This window comes from Acidisoma sp. (genome assembly GCF_035492295.1).
Taxonomy (GTDB): domain Bacteria; phylum Pseudomonadota; class Alphaproteobacteria; order Acetobacterales; family Acetobacteraceae; genus Acidisoma.
On record NZ_DATJJK010000051.1, the window covers coordinates 1 to 17,236 of the forward strand.

The following is a 17,236-nucleotide window of genomic DNA, read 5'->3' on the forward strand; positions in this document are numbered from 1 at the left end:
CCCTGGCCCGCGGTCTCGGCCAGCTTGCGCTCGAGGCTTTCGCGGGCATTGAGCTCGGCATGGGCAACGACGGCGCGCTTTTCACCCCGCTGCGGCACGCTGATCGCGACCGCCCGGCTCGCCTTGAGAGAGAGCGCTTCCGCAATCAGATCCTCCTCGGCCAGCGGATGGTTGAGCAGGAGCAACGGCGGTGGCGGCTTGTCTTCGTAGAACTGGGCGACGAAAGCGGCCAGCACTTCCCCCACCTCCTCGTTCTTGGCGTGGGAGGGGTAGAAGGCGCGGTTTCCGTTGTTGTGCCCGCCACGCACGAAGAAAACCTGCACGCAGGTTTGCCCCGCAATCTGCCAGGCGGCGATGACATCGGCATCGTTGAGGCTCGCCGGGTTGATGACGCCCGTACCCTGCACATGGGAAAGGCCGCGGATACGGTCCCGCAGGGTGGCCGCGCGCTCGAATTCCATGGCAGCCGAAGCCTGCTCCATCTCGGCCGCCAGCTGCTGCTGGATCGTGGCGGCGCGGCCACTGAGGAAGGCCTTCGCCTGGGCGACGAGGCCCGCGTAATCCTCCTTCGAGATATGGTCGACGCAGGGCGCCGAGCAGCGCTTGATCTGAAAGAGCAGGCAGGGCCGGCTGCGGTTCGCGAAGACGCTGTCCGTACAGGACCGCAGCAGGAAGAGACGCTCCAAGGCGGTGAGGCTCTGATTGACCGACCAGGCCGAGGCAAAGGGCCCCCAATAGGTGCCTTTGCGCGTCTGGGCGCCGCGATGCTTCACCACCTGGGGAAAATCGTGGTCCTCCGCCAGCATGAGCCAGGGGTAGCTCTTGTCGTCGCGCAGCACGATGTTGAAGCGCGGCTTGAGGCGCTTGATGAGATTGGCTTCGAGGAGCAGCGCTTCCGCCTCGGTATGCGTCGTCACGATCTCCATGGAGATCGTCTCGGCGACCATCCGCCGCAGTCGCTCCGGCAGGCGCGCGATCTGCGTGTAATTGGTCACGCGCTTCTTCAGGCTGCGCGCCTTGCCGACATAGAGGGCGTCGCCCTTCCCATCCAGCATGCGATAGACGCCGGGCACGAGCGGCATGGTCTCCAGCGCGCGTTCGATCACCGCGACGCCGTGGGCGATTGAAACCGACCGGATTTCCGCCGGCACCGGGCTCTCATTTTCGGGGCTTTCTTCAGCTTCGGTCATTAGGCGGTTTCCGGTCCGGCAACCCCTCCACATCCCACAGGGGGCTGTGGATATCTTTGTGGAGAGAAACGGCGAGCCCAGACTTTCGCTAGACTCGGCCGCAGGGGCAACTTGTGGACGATTTTTACAACTAACTAAATAACTATCTGATATCAAACACAAAAAATCGAAATATTACAATTTCGACAGCAAAATTCTGACACACGACTGTAACTTTCGACCCATCAGCCCTGTGGTGGAAAAACTTTGTCCCGGAAGCGCTGAATCTCCACGCCGGCCGCGGCGGCATCTTTGAAAACCGCCAATTTCTCGACCCGGATGCGGGTCGAAATCACCCTTGGGTCCTGCAGGGTCAGGCGCGCGATCTGCTCCGCCATGGTCTCGACCAATTCGACATGCGAGCGGCCGACGAAGGCGCGGATACGCCGGGCGAGCCCATCGTAATCGACGACCCGGCCGACATCGTCCGGCCCGACGCCCCCTGGATGGTCCAGCCCGTCATCCCGCATTTCGAAGGAAATATTGATGCGGACCGGCTGGCGCTCACCCGTCTTCTCTTCCGGATAAACGCCTATGCTGGCCTGAAGCACGAGATCGCGGACGAAGACCCGCCGTAACGGGTCGGGATGTTCGGCGGTCATTCCCGGATGTCCACGGTCGTCGCGCCCCATTGCAGATGCTGCCCGCCATCCAGCGCGAGCATCTGCCCAGTCAGCGACGGCAGGCTGAGAATCGCCAGCACCGCCCGCCCGATCTCAGCGGGCGAAGTACCGCGGCCGAGCGGGACGGACTCGCATTGCCGGTCGAAATCGGCCTGACTTTGGCGCGGGCTCGGCATGGCGGGGCCAGGCCCGATGCCCATCACCCGGATGCGCGGCGCGAGCGCCAATGCCAGTGACTGCGTCAGCGTCCAAAGCCCGGTCTTGGAGATGGTGTAGGAGACGAAATGCGGCGTCAGCGACCAGACGCGCTCGTCGAGCATATTGACCACAACACCTTCCGCCGCCTCAGGCACGCCACGCGCGAAGGCTTGGCTGAGCACGAAGGGAGCCCGGAGATTGGGCTCGATATGCCGGTCCCAACTCGCGCGCGTCGCGTCGTCCCACTCGTCCCGTTCGAAAGTGCTGGCGTTGTTGACGAGCACACCGAGCGGCCCCAGCGCGTCCGTCGCGCGCGGCACCAGTGTCTCGACCTCGGCCTCCTTGGCGAGATCGGCGCCGAGCGTAACGGCCCTGCCGCCGCGTGCCCGGATGGCGGTGGCCAGCTGCTCGGCCTCTTCGCCACTGCTGTTGTAATGGATCGCAACCGCGAAGCCCTCAGCCGCGAGGGTTTCCGCGATGGCGCGGCCGAGCCGCTTCGCGCCCCCAGTCACGAGGGCCGCGCGTGGTATCCGTGTATCGATCGTCATCGCCTCGAGCGTCCCACCCCTCGCGGGGCCCCTGTTTTGCCACTGCCTCGGCTGTTACCACGCCGCTTCTCCGGATCGTAGCCACCGCCGCCAGGGCCCAAGGGCTCGGGCATGTAATCCTTCTTCGCCCGCACGCCGGGCGAGGGCGGCGGTGCGATGCCAAGATCGATCGCCTCCAGCCGCTTGAGTTCGTCGCGAAGGCGTGCCGCCTCCTCGAATTCCAGGTCGGCCGCGGCCGCGCGCATCCGCCGCTCGATCTCGGCGATGGCGGCACGGATATCCTTGCCGACGAAATCGGAAACCTCCGAATCCTTCACCGGCGCGACGGTCACGTAATCCTGTTCGAAAACGGATTCCAGAACCTCGCCGATATGCTTGCGCACCGAGACCGGCGTGATGCCATGCGCCTCGTTCCAGTCCTGTTGCTTCTGACGGCGGCGGTCGGTCTCCCCAATCGCGGCGGTGAGGCTCCGCGTCATATGGTCGGCATAGCAGATCACCCGCCCATCCACATTGCGCGCCGCCCGCCCGATGGTCTGGATCAAGCTCGTCTGGCTGCGCAAGAAACCTTCCTTGTCGGCATCGAGGATCGCGACGAGCATGCATTCCGGAATGTCGAGCCCTTCGCGCAGCAGATTGATCCCGACGAGCACGTCGAAAACGCCGAGGCGCAGGTTGCGGATGATCTCGATCCGCTCCAGCGTGTCGACGTCCGAATGCAGGTAGCGCACCCGCACGCCCTGCTCGGTGAGATATTCGGTCAGATCCTCCGCCATGCGCTTGGTCAGCGTCGTCACCAGCACGCGGCCGCCGGCATCGCGCACACGCCGCACCTCGCCCAGCAGATCGTCGACCTGATTGCCGACGGGGCGGATTTCGACCACCGGATCGATCAGCCCTGTCGGGCGGATCACCTGCTCCGCGAAGGCGCCGCCGGTTCGCTCCATCTCCCACGGCCCCGGCGTTGCCGAGACAAAGACGGTCTGCGGGCGGAAACGCTCCCACTCGTCGAAGTTGAGCGGACGATTGTCCGCGCAGCTCGGCAGGCGAAAGCCGAATTCGGAAAGGATGGATTTGCGCGCGGCGTCACCTCTGGACATGCCACCGATCTGCGGCACGGTGACATGGCTCTCATCCACGATCAGCAGCGCATTCTCGGGCAAATATTCGAAGAAAGTCGGCGGCGGATCTCCCGGGGCGCGGCCGGTGAGATAGCGCGAGTAATTCTCGATGCCCTTGCAGGAGCCGGTGGTCTCCATCATTTCGATGTCGAAGGTCGTGCGCTGGTTCAGCCGCTCGACTTCGAGGAGCTTGCCCTCCGCCTCGAGCTCCGCGAGACGTTCCTTCAGCTCTTGCTTGATGCGGATGATCGCCTGGGTCAGCGTCGGTCGTGGCGTCACGTAATGGCTATTCGCATAGACGGTGACCGCCTCCAGACTGCCGGTGACATGCCCCGTCAGTGGGTCGAATTCGGAAATGCTCTCGATCTCATCGCCGAACAGCGAGATGCGCCAGGCACGGTCCTCGTAATGGCTGGGATAGATGTCGACCACTTCGCCGCGCAGCCGGAAATTGCCCCGCGCGAAGGCCGCATCGTTACGGCGGTACTGCAGCTCCACCAGTGCCTTGGCCAGTTTGTCGCGGTCGATCTGGCCACCGACCTCGAGCTTGACCACCATCTTGGCGTAGGTCTCCACCGATCCGATGCCGTAGATGCAGGAGACGGAGGCGACGACAATGACGTCATTTCGCTCCAGGATGGCCTGGGTCGCCGCATGGCGCATGCGGTCGATCTGCTCGTTAATCTGCGCATCCTTCTCGATATAGGTGTCGGTGCGCGCGACATAGGCCTCGGGCTGATAGTAGTCGTAGTAGCTCACGAAATACTCGACCGCGTTCTCCGGGAAGAAGCTTTTCATCTCGGCATACAGCTGGGCGGCGAGCGTCTTGTTGGGAGCGAGGATGAGCGTCGGGCGCTGAACCGCCTCGATCATCTTGGCCATGGTGAAGGTTTTGCCCGAGCCGGTAACGCCGAGCAGCACCTGGTCGCGCTCTCCAGCATGGGCGCCGGTCACGAGTTCGCGGATGGCGGTCGGCTGGTCGCCGTTCGGCTCGAATTCCGAGACGACCTTGAACGGCTTCAGATGGGGTCGTACCGGCTGTTTCTCGGGCATGAACAGCATCGGAGGGACAGGGGTGCGTGCGACGGCCTGGGACATAGCGTGAACATAGTCCCATGCCGCCGCTTTATCGAGGGCTCAGGCGCTGCAAAGGAGGTCAGCGCCCGCGTCGACCCGCCTCTTCCAGTTCGAAGCGAAGCTGTGCGCGCGAGACGCCGATATCGGCCAGCATATGGGCATCCATCCGGTCGAGTTCGCGCCGCAAGGCGGCACGGCGGGTGGCGGCGACATAGGCGGTGGCAAGCCTCCGCCAGAGGCGTGTCGGCGCGCGGCGGGCCTCGGTGGAAAGCGCCCGTGTATCGATGGCGAGAGACATGGCGGTCCTCCTTCCAGGATTGATCTGAAGGAAGGATGGGCTCGTCATCGTAATCAGAAAAACGAATTGTTCTTATGATGAGAATCAATTAGCTTGATGGGCATGACCCGCCCGGCAAGTCTTGACCCCGATCTGCTGCGCAGCTTCGTGCTCATCGCGGAGGAGCGCAGTTTCACCCGCGCCGCCCAGATGGTCGGGCGCACGCAATCCGCCGTCTCCATGCAGATGCAGCGACTGGAGAGCGTGCTCGGCGAGCAGCTCTTTCATCGCGGCCGCGGCGGCAGCGTGGATCTTACCCGCCACGGACAGTTCCTGCTCGACCGCGCACGGGAGATGCTGGCCCTGAACGACGATGTCTGGCGCACCTTCCACACGCCCTCGGTCAGCGGCTCCGTCCGCCTCGGCACGCCGGATGACTACGCCTTGCGCTTCCTGCCGCGCGTCCTCATGCGCTTCGCGGAAGTCTATCCGAGTGTCGAGATCGAGGTCGTCTGCGCGCCCTCGAACGAGCTCGTGCCCAAGCTGCGCGGCGGAGCACTCGATCTTGCGTTGGTCTCGGAGGGGAATTCGGCCGAGGGCATGGAGGGAGAGGCACTCTGGCGCGGGCCGCTGGTCTGGGTCGGCGCCGAACGGCATGCGACCCACCGGCTCGACCCGCTCCCGCTCGCCCTCTCCGACCCCACCTGTTGCTGGCGCAAGGCGGCGACCGAGAGCCTCGAGACGGCAGGACGACGCTTCCGCGTCGCCTATACCTCGGCGGCACAGACCGGCACCCTCGCCCCGGTGCTGGCGGGGCTCGCCATCACCATCTCCCCGGAGACCGCCCTGCCCGATGGGCTGGTGGTTCTCGGACGAGAGGATGGGCTGCCGCCGCTGCCCGATTTCCAGGTGCTGATGGTCAAAGCGCGGGAGGCACGGCAACCGGTGACGGATGCGCTCGCCGACTACATCTCGGAGGTCTTCAGCCGGGAAGCGGGCAAGCCCGGCCAATTGGCACCGGAATTAGCGGCCTGACCAAATGCTTGGCGAACGGCGGGGTCTTCCGTCTCAGCGGGCGGGCGCGGCCAGCGACTTGACGAGGTCGAGAATGCGCAGGCGCACCTCAGGGTCCGTCACGCGTGAGAAATGCCGTAACAGTTCCGCCGTGTCGGCAGGCATCTCCTCGCGTTCCGGCGCAAACCGGGCCTGCTCCTCGGCAAAGGCATAGGCGGGAGCCGCGGCACCGTGAGGCAAGTAGCCCGCCGCCTCGATCGCATCGAAATCCGGCAGGCCTTCGAAAAAATAATCGGCCGTCACGTCGAAAACGCGGCAAAGGTCATAGAGGCGTGAGGCGCCGACGCGATTGGCACCACGCTCGTATTTCTGGATCTGCTGGAAGGTGAGGTTCAAGGCGCCTCCCAGTTTTTCCTGGGACATGCCGAGTGCCACGCGCCGTTGCCGAATACGCGCACCGACATGCACATCGATAGGGCTGGGGACCGAGTCTGCCACGGCAGTTGCGCGTTTTTCCATGCGTCTTTCAGATCGGTCGGCTGGAAATAAAATCGCGTCCAAAAGGCCGACCCGTGCGTCCACGGCGCGGTGAAAGCTTTATCGCCAAAGCGTTCTAATCACATAAAAATTGCGACGGCGCCAGGACGTTCGAAACGATACAATTTAACTATTTGATAACTCTCACCCTGTAGCACGTTCTCGATCGAAATGACGCGGAAATTTACCGGGCAGGCATGGCGCGGCGGCGCCAGCCGAGGCAGATCCCGGCCAGCAAGGTGAGCAGCGCGAGCGCCGCCGGCGCCCATAGGCCAAGGCGCGAAAAGAGCGTCGGCGGCAATTCTCCCGGCAGGGTGGCGACGAAGACCCCCTGGCGATCCATCCCGATGCGCCCGATCTCCCGACCCGACGCATCGAACAGCGCCGAAATGCCGGTATTGGCCGCGCGCGCCAGCGGCATCCCCTCCTCCACCGCGCGCATCCGCCCGGCTGCCAGGTGCTGGCGCGGGCCAGAACTGTCGCCGAACCAGGCATCGTTGGTGACGAGGGCGATCCAGTCCGGCCGGTCGGTCTCCTTGATGATCTGGCCCGAGAAGACGGACTCGTAGCAGATGATCGGGCCGACCGGGGGCAGCCCCGGAATGTGCAGCGTCTTGGGGCCGGTTCCTGGCGTGAAGCCCTGGCCCGGCAGGACCTGCAGCGGCATCCAGTCCGGCTCATATTCGCCGAAGGGCACCAGATGCCATTTGTCGTAGGTCGCGAGCAGCGGCCCCGGCCCCCGCACCACGCCCATGCTGTTGAAGATCGTGTCATGGGGGCCGAAGCGCAGCATGCCGGTAATGACTGTCACGTCCGGCCCTACGGTCTCGGCAATCGCCTGCCGAGCGCCAACATCGGTCTGCAGGAAGAAGGGCGAGGCGGTCTCCGGCCAGAGGAGTGCGATCGGCAGATCGGGATGCTCGGCGCGCGCTTTCGCCACCGCCTCGGCGCTGAGCGCCAGGTAGCGGCGGAAGAGGGCGACGGCGGCTTCCCGCGTCGAGACGAATTCCGCCGTGCCGTCACCCTGGATCAGGCCGATCACCGCCGCGGGTTTTGCGGGATGGGACGTGCCGAGCCGCGCGGCTCCGGCACCGGCCCAGACCGCCATCAGCGCCACCGAGGCAGCGATGCCACGCCTGCCGAGCGCGGGCAGAGAGGCCACGAAGACGAGGGCGAGGGTCAGGCCCAGCACGCCGATCCAGGCGGCGGGCTGGATCAGCAACGTACCGAGCCGGCCCGGCACCGCCACGTCCGTGCCCCAGAAATTCCAGGGGAAGCCGGTCAGCACGAATTGCTGGGCGAGATCGGCCAGCGTCCAGGCCCCGGTGAGCACGAGGATGCGGGCGAGCCCCCGGGGCACCATCCATGCGAGCGCCGCCGGCACGGCGATGAAGACCCCCACGACCAGGGCGAGGCCCGGCGTCGCGAAGGGCACCAGCCACCAGAACTGCGCCGCCTCGATCAGGATCGGTTCGGTGATCCAGTAGAGGCCAAGACAATTGAGCCCGAAGCCGAAGGCGAGGCCGATCAGCGCCGCCTGCCGCCAGGTCGCGGCGCGACCAATAAGCCACAGCAAGCCGGGCAAACTGATCCAAAGCACCGGAAGGAGGTAGAAGGGTGGCAGGGCAAGCCCCGCGATCAGACCGAAGATGAGTGCTAGAATCAGAAGCTTGCGCATGGCATGGCGGCTACATCTGCGGCTCATGCTTGGCAAGCGCCGTGCCATGTCGGTGTGTAACAGGCTTCAGGACAAAGGCTCGATGCCCTCACTTCCCTTCCCGCTGCTCGCGCTCGAGGCCTCGTCGCACCTCTGCTCCGCCCTCCTGCTGGCGGAGGACGGCGTTCTGGGCCTTGCCGAACGCAGCGGACAGACAGGAGAGGCCGCCTTTCTGCCCCGGATGGTTGCCGATCTGCTGGCCGAGGCGGGACTGCAAGCGAGTGATCTCGGCGCGGTTGCGGTCAATGTCGGTCCCGGCAGCTTCACCGGGCTTCGCGCCAGCATGGCCTTCGCTTCCGGCCTCGCGACCGGCGCCGGTCTGCCGCTCATTCCGGTCACCACGGCCGAAGCGCTCGCCTTTGCTCTCCCCGAACCGCACCCGCTCCTTTGGTGCGCGCTCGACGCCCGGCAAGGGCGGATTTTCATTCACCGGGGCGGCGCGCCGACGGACTGGACCGTCGCTCTCCTGGCGGATCCCCCTCACCCGCCGGGACCTGTCGCCCTGACGGGAGACGGCGCGACGTCGCTCGCCGAGGCGCTTGGCAGGCCGGATATCTCAGTGACAAGCGCTCGCCTGCCCCATGCCGAAGGCGTCGCCCGCGCCGGCGTCGCCCGCGCAGCCGGCCGGCTCGGCCCGCTCGCCGCCCTGCCGCTCTATATCGATCCGCCGCGCGCCCTACTCCCCCGCGGCGGTCTGCGCCCGCCACCGAAGAACGCGCCCCCCGCACCACCATGAGCATCGATCTCGTCGGCCCGGCCTATGCTCCTGTCCTCGCCGCGATCCACGCGCTGTCCTTTCCGCGCGAGCGGTGGGACGCCGCGACCTTCCAGCAGCAGCTCGAGATGCACGGCGTGCTCGGCCTGCTGGACAGCCGTGGCGGCATGATCCTGCTGCGGGTGACCGCGGACGAAGCTGAAATCCTGACCCTCGGCACCGTGCCGGCAATGCGCCGCCTTGGGATCGCGGCAGGGCTGCTGGCGGATGCCCTGGACCGTGCCGCGCGTCTCGGCGCGCGCTCGGTCTTTCTTGAGGTCGAGGTCGACAACACACCGGCGCTCGGTCTCTATGCCGCCGCTGGTTTCGCCGAAGTCGGGCGGCGTCGTGCCTATTATGCGAATGGCTCCGATGCGCTGGTACTGCGGGCAGACCTGCCGTCGCCGCCACCCGACTGACTTGCCATCGGCGGACAGCCGCGCCAGTCTTTGGCCATGCGCATTCATATCCAGAACAATCCCAAACAGCCCGAAGTCTTCAACGTTTCGCCCGCACAATGGGCCGAGGCGCTCGCCCGTGGCGGGCAGGAAAATGCCAGGCATGTCGTGACCTTTGGGGCATCGGAGGCAGACTTCGATGCCGTCGCCGCCGAGACCGAGATCCTCGTCTCCGGCCCCGCCGCCATCAAGCGCCTCATCGCAAAACTGCAGCCCGAACATGCCCCGGCGCTCAAGATGATCTTCTCCGTCGCGGCCGGGGTGGACACGCTGCCGGCCGACCAGATGCCGCCGGTGCCCTATGTCAACAATCGCGGCGCCCATGCCGAGAAAGCGGGCGAATTCGTCGCCATGGCGCTGCTCATGCTCGCCAACGGCATGCCGGAATGCATCGCCGACCAACAGAATAAGGTTTGGGGCCAGCGCTTCACCCGCGGTCTGCGCGGCCGGAAGCTCACCATCCTCGGCCTCGGCGCCATGGGCGGCGCGGCGGCGGAACAGGCAAAGCATTTCGGCATGGTGGTGACGGGTCTGCGCACCAAGCCGGAGCCGCATCCCGGATGCGACCGCGTGCTGCCGACCGACCAGCTGGACGCTGTCCTGCCAGAAACCGAATTCCTGGTCATCTCGGCGCCCCTGACCCCTGCAACGCGCAAGATCCTCGATGCGCGGCGCATCGCCCTGCTGCCCCGCGGCGCCTCGGTGGTGAATATCGGTCGCGGCCCATTGGTCGACCAAACCGCGCTGTGCGACGCCCTCGACCAGGGCCATCTGTCAGGCGCGGTGCTCGACGTCTTCGACCCTGAGCCGGTGGCGGCTGACGACCGGGTCTGGACCACGAAAAACATGGTGATGACGCCGCACGTCTCGGTCGACGATGTGGTGAGCTACGTGCCGCGCTCGCTGGATATCTTCTTTGCCAATCTCGCCGCCCTCGAGCGGGGCGAGCCGCTGCTCACTCCGGTCGATTTCAACAGGGGCTACTAGCAGTCTCTCGGTCAGATCGGTTCAAAGTGAGTCGCGGAAGCGATTCACTCCGAACCGATCACACCCTCATCAATAAGTTGCTTGTGATTCAGCTGCCGATCGCAGTTTAGCGGCCGCCGGAAACGGTCACGACCGTTCCTGTGACATAGGAGGCGGCAGGGGAAAGCAGCCAGAGCACCGCCTGGGCAATCTCCTCCGCCTCGCCGATCCGGCCCATCGGAATGCCGCCGCGGCTCGCGGCCTGCCGCATCTCCTCCGTCGCCATGTCCGTCGCCGTCATGCCGGGTGCCACCGCATTCACCCGGATGCCTTCCCGCGCGACTTCGTTCGCAAGACCGGTGGTGAAGCTTTCCACCGCGCCCTTGGTCGCGGCATAGGGCACGAGGCCCGACAGCCCGCCGAGCCGGGCGGCAACCGAGGAGATGTTGACGATCGCGCCGCCCTGCCCGCCATGGGCTGTCGACATCCGGCGCACCGCCTCCTGCGCGCAATAGATCGTCCCAAATACGTTGATGGCGAAGAGCGCCTCCAGAGCGGCCTGGGTCTGGTCCTCAACCCGGGCATGGAGTCCGGTGGTGCCGGCATTGTTCACGAGCCCGCCGATGGGGCCAAGCGCCGCCTCGGCATCCGCGAAGACCCGCTTCACCCGCGCGGGATGGGAGATATCGCCCCGGATGGCGGTGGCGCGGCCGCCCGCCGCCTTAATCTCGGAGACTACGGCGTCAGCCGCATCGGCGCGGTTCGCATAGTTAACCACCACGGGGTAGCCGTGCGAGGCCAGCAGGCGGCAGATGGCAGCGCCGATCCCCCGGCTCCCGCCGGTAACCAGAATGGCCGGGAGCTGGGTCATCGGAATCTCCTTGAAAAGACGGATTAAACTTTCGCGACATGCACCATATTGGTGCCGCCGGACTGACGGAAGGGCACGCCGGCGGTCACCACGATCTGCTCGGCCGGCTGCGCCATGTTTTCCTTGCGCGCCTCTTCGCGGGCTTCGTCCGTCGCTTCCGTGAAGGAATCGACCTCCCGCGCGATCACCGCGTGCACGCCCCAGACGACGGCAAGACGGCGCGCCGTCTCAGGCTTGGGGGTGAGGCCGAGGATCGGGCAATCGGGACGCTCACGCGCAACCCGCAGGGCGGTCATGCCGCTGTCCGTGAAGGCGGCAATGGCCGCGGCCTTGATGGTATGGGCGACCTGCCGGGCCGCGGTCGCGATCGCGTCCGACGCGGAGCCTTCCGGCTCCGGGCGCGAGGCATCGGTGATCTGACGCCAGCCAGCATCCTGCTCCACCCGCGCCACGATGCGATCCATGATATTGACCGCCTCGTAAGGGTATTGGCCGGCCGCGGTCTCGGCCGAAAGCATCACCGCGTCCGCGCCGTCAAACACGGCGGTGGCGACGTCGGAGGCCTCGGCGCGGGTCGGCGCGGGCGCCGTGATCATGCTTTCCAGCATCTGCGTTGCGACAACAACGGGCTTGCCCATCTGGCGCGCGGTGCGGACGATGCGCTTCTGCGCCAGCGGCACTTCCTCCGGCGGCAGTTCGACGCCGAGATCGCCGCGCGCGACCATGACGGCATCGGAGAGGCGAATGATCTCGTCGAGATTTTCGAGGGCCTGGGGTTTCTCCATCTTGACCATGATCCAGGCGCGGCCGGCGGCGATTTCCTTCGCCTCGATCACGTCCTCAGGCCGCTGCACGAAGGAGAGGCCGATGTAATCGACCCCGGCATTGAGCGCGAATTCAAGATCGATCCGATCCTTTTCGGTCAGCGCCGGAATGGGCAGCACGACATCGGGCACGTTCACGCCCTTCCGGTCGGACAGTGGGCCGCCGAAGATGACCTCGGTTTCCAGATGATCGTCGCGCTTGTGCGTCACCCGCAGGCGCAGCTTACCGTCGTCCAGCAGCAGGTGGCTGTTGATGGCGGCGGCGGCGATGATTTCGGGGTGGGGCAGATTAACCCGGCGAGCGTCGCCCGGCGTCGGGTTGAGGTCGAGGCGGAAGGCCTGGCCGGTCTGAAGATGGACCTTGCCGCCGGCAAAACGGCCGACGCGCAGCTTCGGGCCCTGGACATCGGCCAGAATGCCGATGGGGCGATCAAAGCGTTTTTCGATCTCGCGGATGGAGGCGATGCGAGCCGCGTGATCCTCATGGCTGCCATGACTGAAATTCAGACGAAAAACATCGGCGCCGGTTTGGAAAAGCCGGGTGATGACCTCTGTGGTCGAGCTTGCTGGCCCGAGTGTCGCGATGATCTTCGTGCGGCGGCGGCGGCGCAGCCGCTGTGAAGCGATCGGCGTACGAGAAAGCGACATTGCGGGCGTCCCAGCTTGTGAGAAAAAGAAGAGGGCTGCAGGCCCCGAGGCGCCTCGCCCGCAAGGAAACCCCTGCGTGGCGGCAGGCGGGCGACATGAGCCATGAGAGCGGGGGGTGAATCAACCCCCTCCGCGAGCAATCCACTCCTCTAGACGTGTGACGAGACGGTCGGCGTTACCCGCGAGTAACAGGATCTTCATCCGTGCCGTCTCGCCGGACCGGATGGTGACGTCGGCCTTCCGCAGGCCGAGGCCATCAGCGAGAAACGCAATGAGCGCCCTGTTCGCCGCCCCTTCCACCGGCGGCGCGGCCAAGCGGATCTGCAGCGCGGGCCTGCCGTCCGTGCCCAGGATCACGCCGTCCAACCCCTCGCGGCGGGCGCGCGGCGTCAGCCGGACGGCCAGCCGCAGCCCACTCGCTTCGGCGGCATAGGGCTTGGCCCCCGGCGTCATCCACCGTTCATCCGTGTCATGGCATAGTGCAGGAAGCCGCTGCGGCGGCCGATGCGGTCATACAGCGCCCGTGCCGTACCGTTGGTCTCGTGCGTATGCCAGTAGACCGTCTCGCAGCCCGCCGCCCGGGCCTCGGCATGGCAATGCAGGATCAACGCGCGGCCCACGCCGCGCCCCCGCGCCTCGGGCAGCACGAAGAGATCGTTGAGATAGCAGCTGTTGCCCACCGTCCACGTATTGCGATGGTAGAGATAGTGGACAAGGCCGAGCGCCACCGCACCATCCCAGGCCAGCGCCGCAAAAACCGGCTCGGCCGGGTCCAGGCTGCGGGACCACAGCGTCTCCGTCACCTCGTCCGACAGGGAGACTTCGTAGAAGCGCTGGTAACCCTGCCAAAGCGGCGTCCAGGTCGTGCGATCCTCGTTGGTCACCGGGGCGATCCGAATGGCGGCCATGCTGTTCTGTCCCTGGCTGTGCTGCGCGGCCGGAACATCCCGGGCGCAGCCCCACACTAGAACTGCGGTTCACTGTGCAGAAGCCCTGTCAAACCACCGCCGGTCTCGACAGCCGCTGCGATCCATTTTATTTCTATATCGAATCATAAAAGACTGTCATCGGAGGGGCGCCATCATGGCCCGGCTCTGCGTCTGCGGCAGCGGCTTGCGGCCCCGGCACTGCTGCGACTGGCGGCCGGCGGAGCGCACCCGGGCCTCGGCGCTCCATCGGCTGCTGCCACTGGTCGCCGAGGCGCAAGCGGCGCTGGTGACAGGCGATACCGGCCGGGCCGAGGAATTGCTCGTCGATCTCCTGGAGCTCACACCGGATTCCGTCGCCGGCCTCGCACTGCTTGCGGACATCAGACAGCGGCAGAACCGGCCTGAGGCGGCGGAAGCGCTGCTGCGTCGGGTAGCGCTGCTCGATCCCAACAACCTGCCTGCGCTGCTGGCCCTCGCCATGGCGCTCTTCTCCCGGGGCCGCATGGCTGAAGCGGAGGCCCAGGCGCGCAACGCAATCCGCGTCGCCCCGATCAACGCTCAGGCGCACAATGTCATGGCCATGATCATGACCGAGGCGGGCCGGCCGCAGACCGGCGAATACCACTATCGCCGGGTGCTGGACCTCGCGCCCGGACGCGACCCGATTCTGCTCGCCAATCTGGCTTGGAACCTAAAAAGCCAGGGCCGGATGGAGGAGGCTCGCCGCCTCTACCGGGAATCGCTCAGCCTGGCGCCGACAGTGCGGCAGACCCTGCTCGGCTTCGCCCGGCTGGAGGAGGCCGACCGGCGTTTCGATGCTGCCCGCGCCCTGCTGGATGTGGCTGAAATCGCCTATCCCGGGGATCCGCAGCTCTCCTTGACGCGCGCCACCCTGCTCGGCCGCGAGGGCGAGAGCGAGGCCGCGGTCGCCCTGATAGACGGCATGGCGCAAGAGCGACCGGGCGGGCTGGGCCCGGCAGAACTGTTGGAAAAGGGCCGTCTGCTGGACCGGCTCGGCCGCTACGAGGATGCCTGGGCCGCCTTCGCGGAGGGCAAGGCCCGGGCCCTCGCCCTCTCCGGCCAGTCTTATGCGCCAGACGGCGCCGAGCGGGAGATCGCGCGCCTGAGCCGCTTCTATGTCGCCTCCCGCCTCGCTCTCCTGCCGCGCGCCGCACCACATCCGACGGAACCCCAGCCCATCTTCATTCTGGGTTTCCCGCGCTCCGGCACCACGCTTCTAGAGCAGAGCCTCTCGGCACATCCGCTCATCGCCGCGGGGGACGAACTGCCGCTGGTCCAGGAACTGACCCACGTCCTGCCCCGCCTGCTCGGCAGTACGCTCGGTTACCCGGAGGCGCTCTCCGAACTCTGGATGGGCGACCAGCGCCAGGGGCTCGATCTGCTGCGGGATGTCTATTTGCAGAAGGTGCGGCAGATGGGCGTGCTGCGCCCCGGAATTCGCCATTTCACGGACAAGATGCCGCTCAACGAAACGCATCTCGGCCTCATCGGCCTTGTCTTCCCCCACTCCCCCCTGCTGCACGTCGTCCGCCATCCGCTGGACGTGATGGTCTCGGCCTTCTCCAACCACTTCACCCATGGCTTTCATTGCGCGAGCGCCTTGGAAACGGCGGCGCTGCATTACGCCCGGATCATGGATCTCGTCGCCCATTACCGGGCCGAAATGCCGGCGCTTCGCTACCGCATGGTTCGCTACGAGCAGGTGATCGGGAATCAGGTGGAGACGATCACCGGCATGCTGGAGTTCCTCGGCCTGGATTTCGACCCGGCCTGCATCACCTTCCACGAGAACCGGCGCTATGCCCGCACCGCCAGCTACGCCCAGGTGACGGAACCGCTTTATGATCGCTCGGTCGGCCGCTGGCGGCACTACCGTCGGCAGCTGGAACCCGTGCTGCCCATTCTTGCCGCGTTGATGGAGCGGCTCGGCTATGAGGCCGGCTGAAAAGGATCACGCAAAACCCGGCCCCTGCCCGCTTGCGCCGGACCCCAAGCCATGGGCATCACTAGGCGCAATCGTCTTTATCGTTGCCCCATCGGGGTCTGAGCCGGGCTGGGAGAGGCTATGCAGCGCGAATCCATGGAGTTCGATACGGTGATCGTGGGCGCCGGGCCAGCCGGGCTGGCCGCCGCCATCCGCCTCAAGCAGCTGGAGCCCGATGCCTCGGTCTGCGTCGTCGAGAAGGGCAGCGAGGTCGGCGCCCATATCCTGTCCGGCGCGGTGATCGAGCCCCGCGCGCTCGAGGAACTGCTGCCCAACTGGCGGGAGCTGGATGCGCCGTTGACGACGGAGGCGAAGGAAGACCGCTTCTATTTCCTGACCGAGGAAAGCGCCTTCCGCCTGCCCACCCCACCGCAGATGCACAACCGCGGCAATTACATCGTCTCGCTGGGCGACGTCGTGCGCTGGCTCGGCGCCCAGGCGGAAGCGCTCGGCGTCGAAATCTATCCCGGCTTCGCCGCAGCGGAACTGCTGGAGGAGGAGGGCCGCATCGTCGGCATCGCGACCGGCGACATGGGCGTGGACCGCTCCGGCGCGCATGGCCCTAACTACCAGCCGGGCATGGAACTGCGCGCGCCCTATACCCTCTTCGCCGAGGGCTGCCGCGGCAGCCTCTCAAAGCAGCTCATGGCGCGCTTCGACCTGCGCAACGGTGTGGACCCGCAGACCTACGGGCTCGGCATCAAGGAACTCTGGGAGATTCCGGAGGCCAACCACCGTAAGGGACTGATAGAGCACAGCTTCGGCTGGCCGATGGACAATGAGACCTATGGCGGCTCCTGGCTCTATCATCTGGGCGACAATCTCGTCTCCTACGGCTTCGTCATTGGGCTCGACTACAAGAACACCTGGATTTCCCCCTTCGAGGAGATGCAGCGGCTCAAGACACATCCCCACCTGCGGAAGCACTTCGAGGGCGGGCGACGCATCGCTTACGGCGCGCGGGCGCTGAGCGAGGGCGGGCTGCAATCCATCCCCCGCCTTACCTTCCCCGGCGGGGCACTGCTTGGCGATGCGGCAGGCTTCCTCAACGTGCCTAAGATTAAGGGCACCCACGCGGCCATGAAATCCGGCATGATGGCGGCGGAGGCGGTAGCGGAAGCGCGTGCCGCGTCCGCGGCGGAGCCCACGGCCTTTACCGACAAACTCCGCGCGAGTTGGCTGCACAGCGAACTCTCCGCCGTGCGCAACATTCGTCCCTCCTTCGCGAAGTTTGGCAATTTTGGCGGCTTTCTGTATTCCGCCGTCGACACCATGATCTTCCGCGGCAAGGCGCCTTGGACCTTCCACCACCCCCATGCCGACAACGAGGTGCTGGAACCCGCGCGCGAGGACGACAAGATTGCCTATCCCAAGCCGGATGGCGTGCTGACCTTCGACCGTCTCTCCTCGGTCTTCATCAGCAATACCAATCATGAGGAG

At 66.0% G+C, this 17,236-nt stretch carries 17 protein-coding genes; 6 read left to right on the forward strand and 11 right to left on the reverse strand.

Features of this window, described 5'->3' with window-relative positions:
• The 5 genes from uvrC to VL752_RS03635 form a co-directional block, all read right to left on the reverse strand.
• Window positions 1–1,190 (reverse strand): excinuclease ABC subunit UvrC (gene uvrC / locus VL752_RS03615; RefSeq protein ID WP_325352377.1); only part of this gene is annotated, 1,190 nt, incomplete at its 3' end.
• A 224-nt stretch (window positions 1,191–1,414) separates the two neighbouring features.
• Entirely contained in the window at window positions 1,415–1,831 is a 417-nt protein-coding gene (locus VL752_RS03620) for a dihydroneopterin aldolase (protein ID WP_325352378.1), read from the reverse strand.
• A complete protein-coding gene (locus VL752_RS03625) occupies window positions 1,828–2,598 on the reverse strand; it encodes an SDR family oxidoreductase (protein ID WP_325352379.1) in 771 nt (256 codons plus the stop codon). The genes VL752_RS03620 and VL752_RS03625 overlap by 4 nt, the downstream gene beginning before the upstream one ends.
• A complete protein-coding gene (gene uvrB / locus VL752_RS03630) occupies window positions 2,595–4,817 on the reverse strand; it encodes an excinuclease ABC subunit UvrB (RefSeq protein ID WP_325352380.1) in 2,223 nt (740 codons plus the stop codon). The genes VL752_RS03625 and uvrB overlap by 4 nt, the downstream gene beginning before the upstream one ends.
• Window positions 4,818–4,875: 58 nt before the next feature.
• Window positions 4,876–5,094 (reverse strand): DUF1127 domain-containing protein, encoded by a 219-nt coding sequence (locus VL752_RS03635; protein ID WP_325352381.1) that lies wholly within the window; start codon window positions 5,092–5,094, stop codon window positions 4,876–4,878.
• Window positions 5,095–5,190: 96 nt separating this feature from the next.
• On the opposite strand from VL752_RS03635, the gene VL752_RS03640 reads away from it, so the two are divergent.
• Window positions 5,191–6,108, forward strand: a complete 918-nt coding sequence (locus tag VL752_RS03640; protein ID WP_325352393.1) for a LysR substrate-binding domain-containing protein — start codon at window positions 5,191–5,193, stop codon at window positions 6,106–6,108.
• Between the two features lie 33 nt (window positions 6,109–6,141).
• Here VL752_RS03640 and VL752_RS03645 read toward each other — a convergent pair whose 3' ends face one another.
• Both VL752_RS03645 and lnt read right to left on the reverse strand, forming a co-directional pair.
• A complete protein-coding gene (locus VL752_RS03645; protein WP_325352382.1) occupies window positions 6,142–6,606 on the reverse strand; it encodes a helix-turn-helix domain-containing protein in 465 nt (154 codons plus the stop codon).
• Window positions 6,607–6,808: 202 nt separating this feature from the next.
• Entirely contained in the window at window positions 6,809–8,329 is a 1,521-nt protein-coding gene (gene lnt / locus VL752_RS03650) for an apolipoprotein N-acyltransferase (RefSeq protein ID WP_325352383.1), read from the reverse strand.
• Window positions 8,330–8,384: 55 nt separating this feature from the next.
• On the opposite strand from lnt, the gene tsaB reads away from it, so the two are divergent.
• From tsaB to VL752_RS03665, 3 genes are read left to right on the forward strand one after another with little or no spacing between them, the layout of a single operon-like run.
• The gene (tsaB, locus tag VL752_RS03655; RefSeq protein WP_325352384.1) at window positions 8,385–9,077 is read left to right on the forward strand and encodes a tRNA (adenosine(37)-N6)-threonylcarbamoyltransferase complex dimerization subunit type 1 TsaB; all 693 of its coding nucleotides are present in this window, start codon (window positions 8,385–8,387) and stop codon (window positions 9,075–9,077) included.
• Window positions 9,074–9,514, forward strand: a complete 441-nt coding sequence (locus VL752_RS03660) for a GNAT family N-acetyltransferase (protein WP_325352385.1) — start codon at window positions 9,074–9,076, stop codon at window positions 9,512–9,514. The genes tsaB and VL752_RS03660 overlap by 4 nt, the downstream gene beginning before the upstream one ends.
• A 36-nt stretch (window positions 9,515–9,550) precedes the next feature.
• Window positions 9,551–10,540: an NAD(P)-dependent oxidoreductase gene (locus VL752_RS03665; RefSeq protein WP_325352386.1), complete on the forward strand. Its 990-nt coding sequence runs from the start codon at window positions 9,551–9,553 to the stop codon at window positions 10,538–10,540.
• Window positions 10,541–10,646: 106 nt separating this feature from the next.
• Here the strand turns inward: VL752_RS03665 and VL752_RS03670 are convergent, their stop codons facing one another.
• From VL752_RS03670 to VL752_RS03685, 4 genes are all read right to left on the reverse strand, one after another.
• A complete protein-coding gene (locus VL752_RS03670; RefSeq protein ID WP_325352387.1) occupies window positions 10,647–11,390 on the reverse strand; it encodes an SDR family oxidoreductase in 744 nt (247 codons plus the stop codon).
• 23 nt (window positions 11,391–11,413) lie between these two features.
• Window positions 11,414–12,862, reverse strand: a complete 1,449-nt coding sequence (gene pyk / locus VL752_RS03675) for a pyruvate kinase (RefSeq protein WP_325352388.1) — start codon at window positions 12,860–12,862, stop codon at window positions 11,414–11,416.
• A 120-nt stretch (window positions 12,863–12,982) separates the two neighbouring features.
• Window positions 12,983–13,315, reverse strand: coding sequence for a DUF167 domain-containing protein (locus VL752_RS03680; protein ID WP_325352389.1), 333 nt, complete (start codon window positions 13,313–13,315; stop codon window positions 12,983–12,985).
• Window positions 13,312–13,770 carry a GNAT family N-acetyltransferase gene (locus VL752_RS03685; protein WP_325352390.1) on the reverse strand — a complete coding sequence of 153 codons (459 nt, stop codon included), beginning with the start codon at window positions 13,768–13,770 and terminating at the stop codon, window positions 13,312–13,314. Before VL752_RS03685 ends, VL752_RS03680 begins: the two co-directional genes overlap by 4 nt.
• Before the next feature lie 175 nt (window positions 13,771–13,945).
• Between VL752_RS03685 and VL752_RS03690 the strand changes: the two genes are divergently transcribed.
• Window positions 13,946–15,757 carry a tetratricopeptide repeat-containing sulfotransferase family protein gene (locus tag VL752_RS03690; protein WP_325352391.1) on the forward strand — a complete coding sequence of 604 codons (1,812 nt, stop codon included), beginning with the start codon at window positions 13,946–13,948 and terminating at the stop codon, window positions 15,755–15,757.
• Between the two features lie 120 nt (window positions 15,758–15,877).
• Window positions 15,878–17,236: NAD(P)/FAD-dependent oxidoreductase (locus VL752_RS03695; protein WP_325352392.1), on the forward strand; the 1,359-nt coding region annotated here is incomplete at its 3' end.

What these genes read in the sequence shown, in the direction of transcription:
- VL752_RS03620 (WP_325352378.1), bottom strand. Translation starts at nt 1,831, where the DNA reads ATGACCGCCGAACATCCCGACCCGTTACGGCGGGTCTTCGTCCGCGAT.
- VL752_RS03625 (WP_325352379.1), bottom strand. Translation starts at nt 2,598, where the DNA reads ATGACGATCGATACACGGATACCACGCGCGGCCCTCGTGACTGGGGGC.
- uvrB (WP_325352380.1), bottom strand. Translation starts at nt 4,817, where the DNA reads ATGTCCCAGGCCGTCGCACGCACCCCTGTCCCTCCGATGCTGTTCATG.
- VL752_RS03635 (WP_325352381.1), bottom strand. Translation starts at nt 5,094, where the DNA reads ATGTCTCTCGCCATCGATACACGGGCGCTTTCCACCGAGGCCCGCCGC.
- VL752_RS03640 (WP_325352393.1), top strand. Translation starts at nt 5,191, where the DNA reads ATGGGCATGACCCGCCCGGCAAGTCTTGACCCCGATCTGCTGCGCAGC.
- VL752_RS03645 (WP_325352382.1), bottom strand. Translation starts at nt 6,606, where the DNA reads ATGGAAAAACGCGCAACTGCCGTGGCAGACTCGGTCCCCAGCCCTATC.
- lnt (WP_325352383.1), bottom strand. Translation starts at nt 8,329, where the DNA reads ATGAGCCGCAGATGTAGCCGCCATGCCATGCGCAAGCTTCTGATTCTA.
- tsaB (WP_325352384.1), top strand. Translation starts at nt 8,385, where the DNA reads ATGCCCTCACTTCCCTTCCCGCTGCTCGCGCTCGAGGCCTCGTCGCAC.
- VL752_RS03660 (WP_325352385.1), top strand. Translation starts at nt 9,074, where the DNA reads ATGAGCATCGATCTCGTCGGCCCGGCCTATGCTCCTGTCCTCGCCGCG.
- VL752_RS03665 (WP_325352386.1), top strand. Translation starts at nt 9,551, where the DNA reads ATGCGCATTCATATCCAGAACAATCCCAAACAGCCCGAAGTCTTCAAC.
- VL752_RS03670 (WP_325352387.1), bottom strand. Translation starts at nt 11,390, where the DNA reads ATGACCCAGCTCCCGGCCATTCTGGTTACCGGCGGGAGCCGGGGGATC.
- pyk (WP_325352388.1), bottom strand. Translation starts at nt 12,862, where the DNA reads ATGTCGCTTTCTCGTACGCCGATCGCTTCACAGCGGCTGCGCCGCCGC.
- VL752_RS03680 (WP_325352389.1), bottom strand. Translation starts at nt 13,315, where the DNA reads ATGACGCCGGGGGCCAAGCCCTATGCCGCCGAAGCGAGTGGGCTGCGG.
- VL752_RS03685 (WP_325352390.1), bottom strand. Translation starts at nt 13,770, where the DNA reads ATGGCCGCCATTCGGATCGCCCCGGTGACCAACGAGGATCGCACGACC.
- VL752_RS03690 (WP_325352391.1), top strand. Translation starts at nt 13,946, where the DNA reads ATGGCCCGGCTCTGCGTCTGCGGCAGCGGCTTGCGGCCCCGGCACTGC.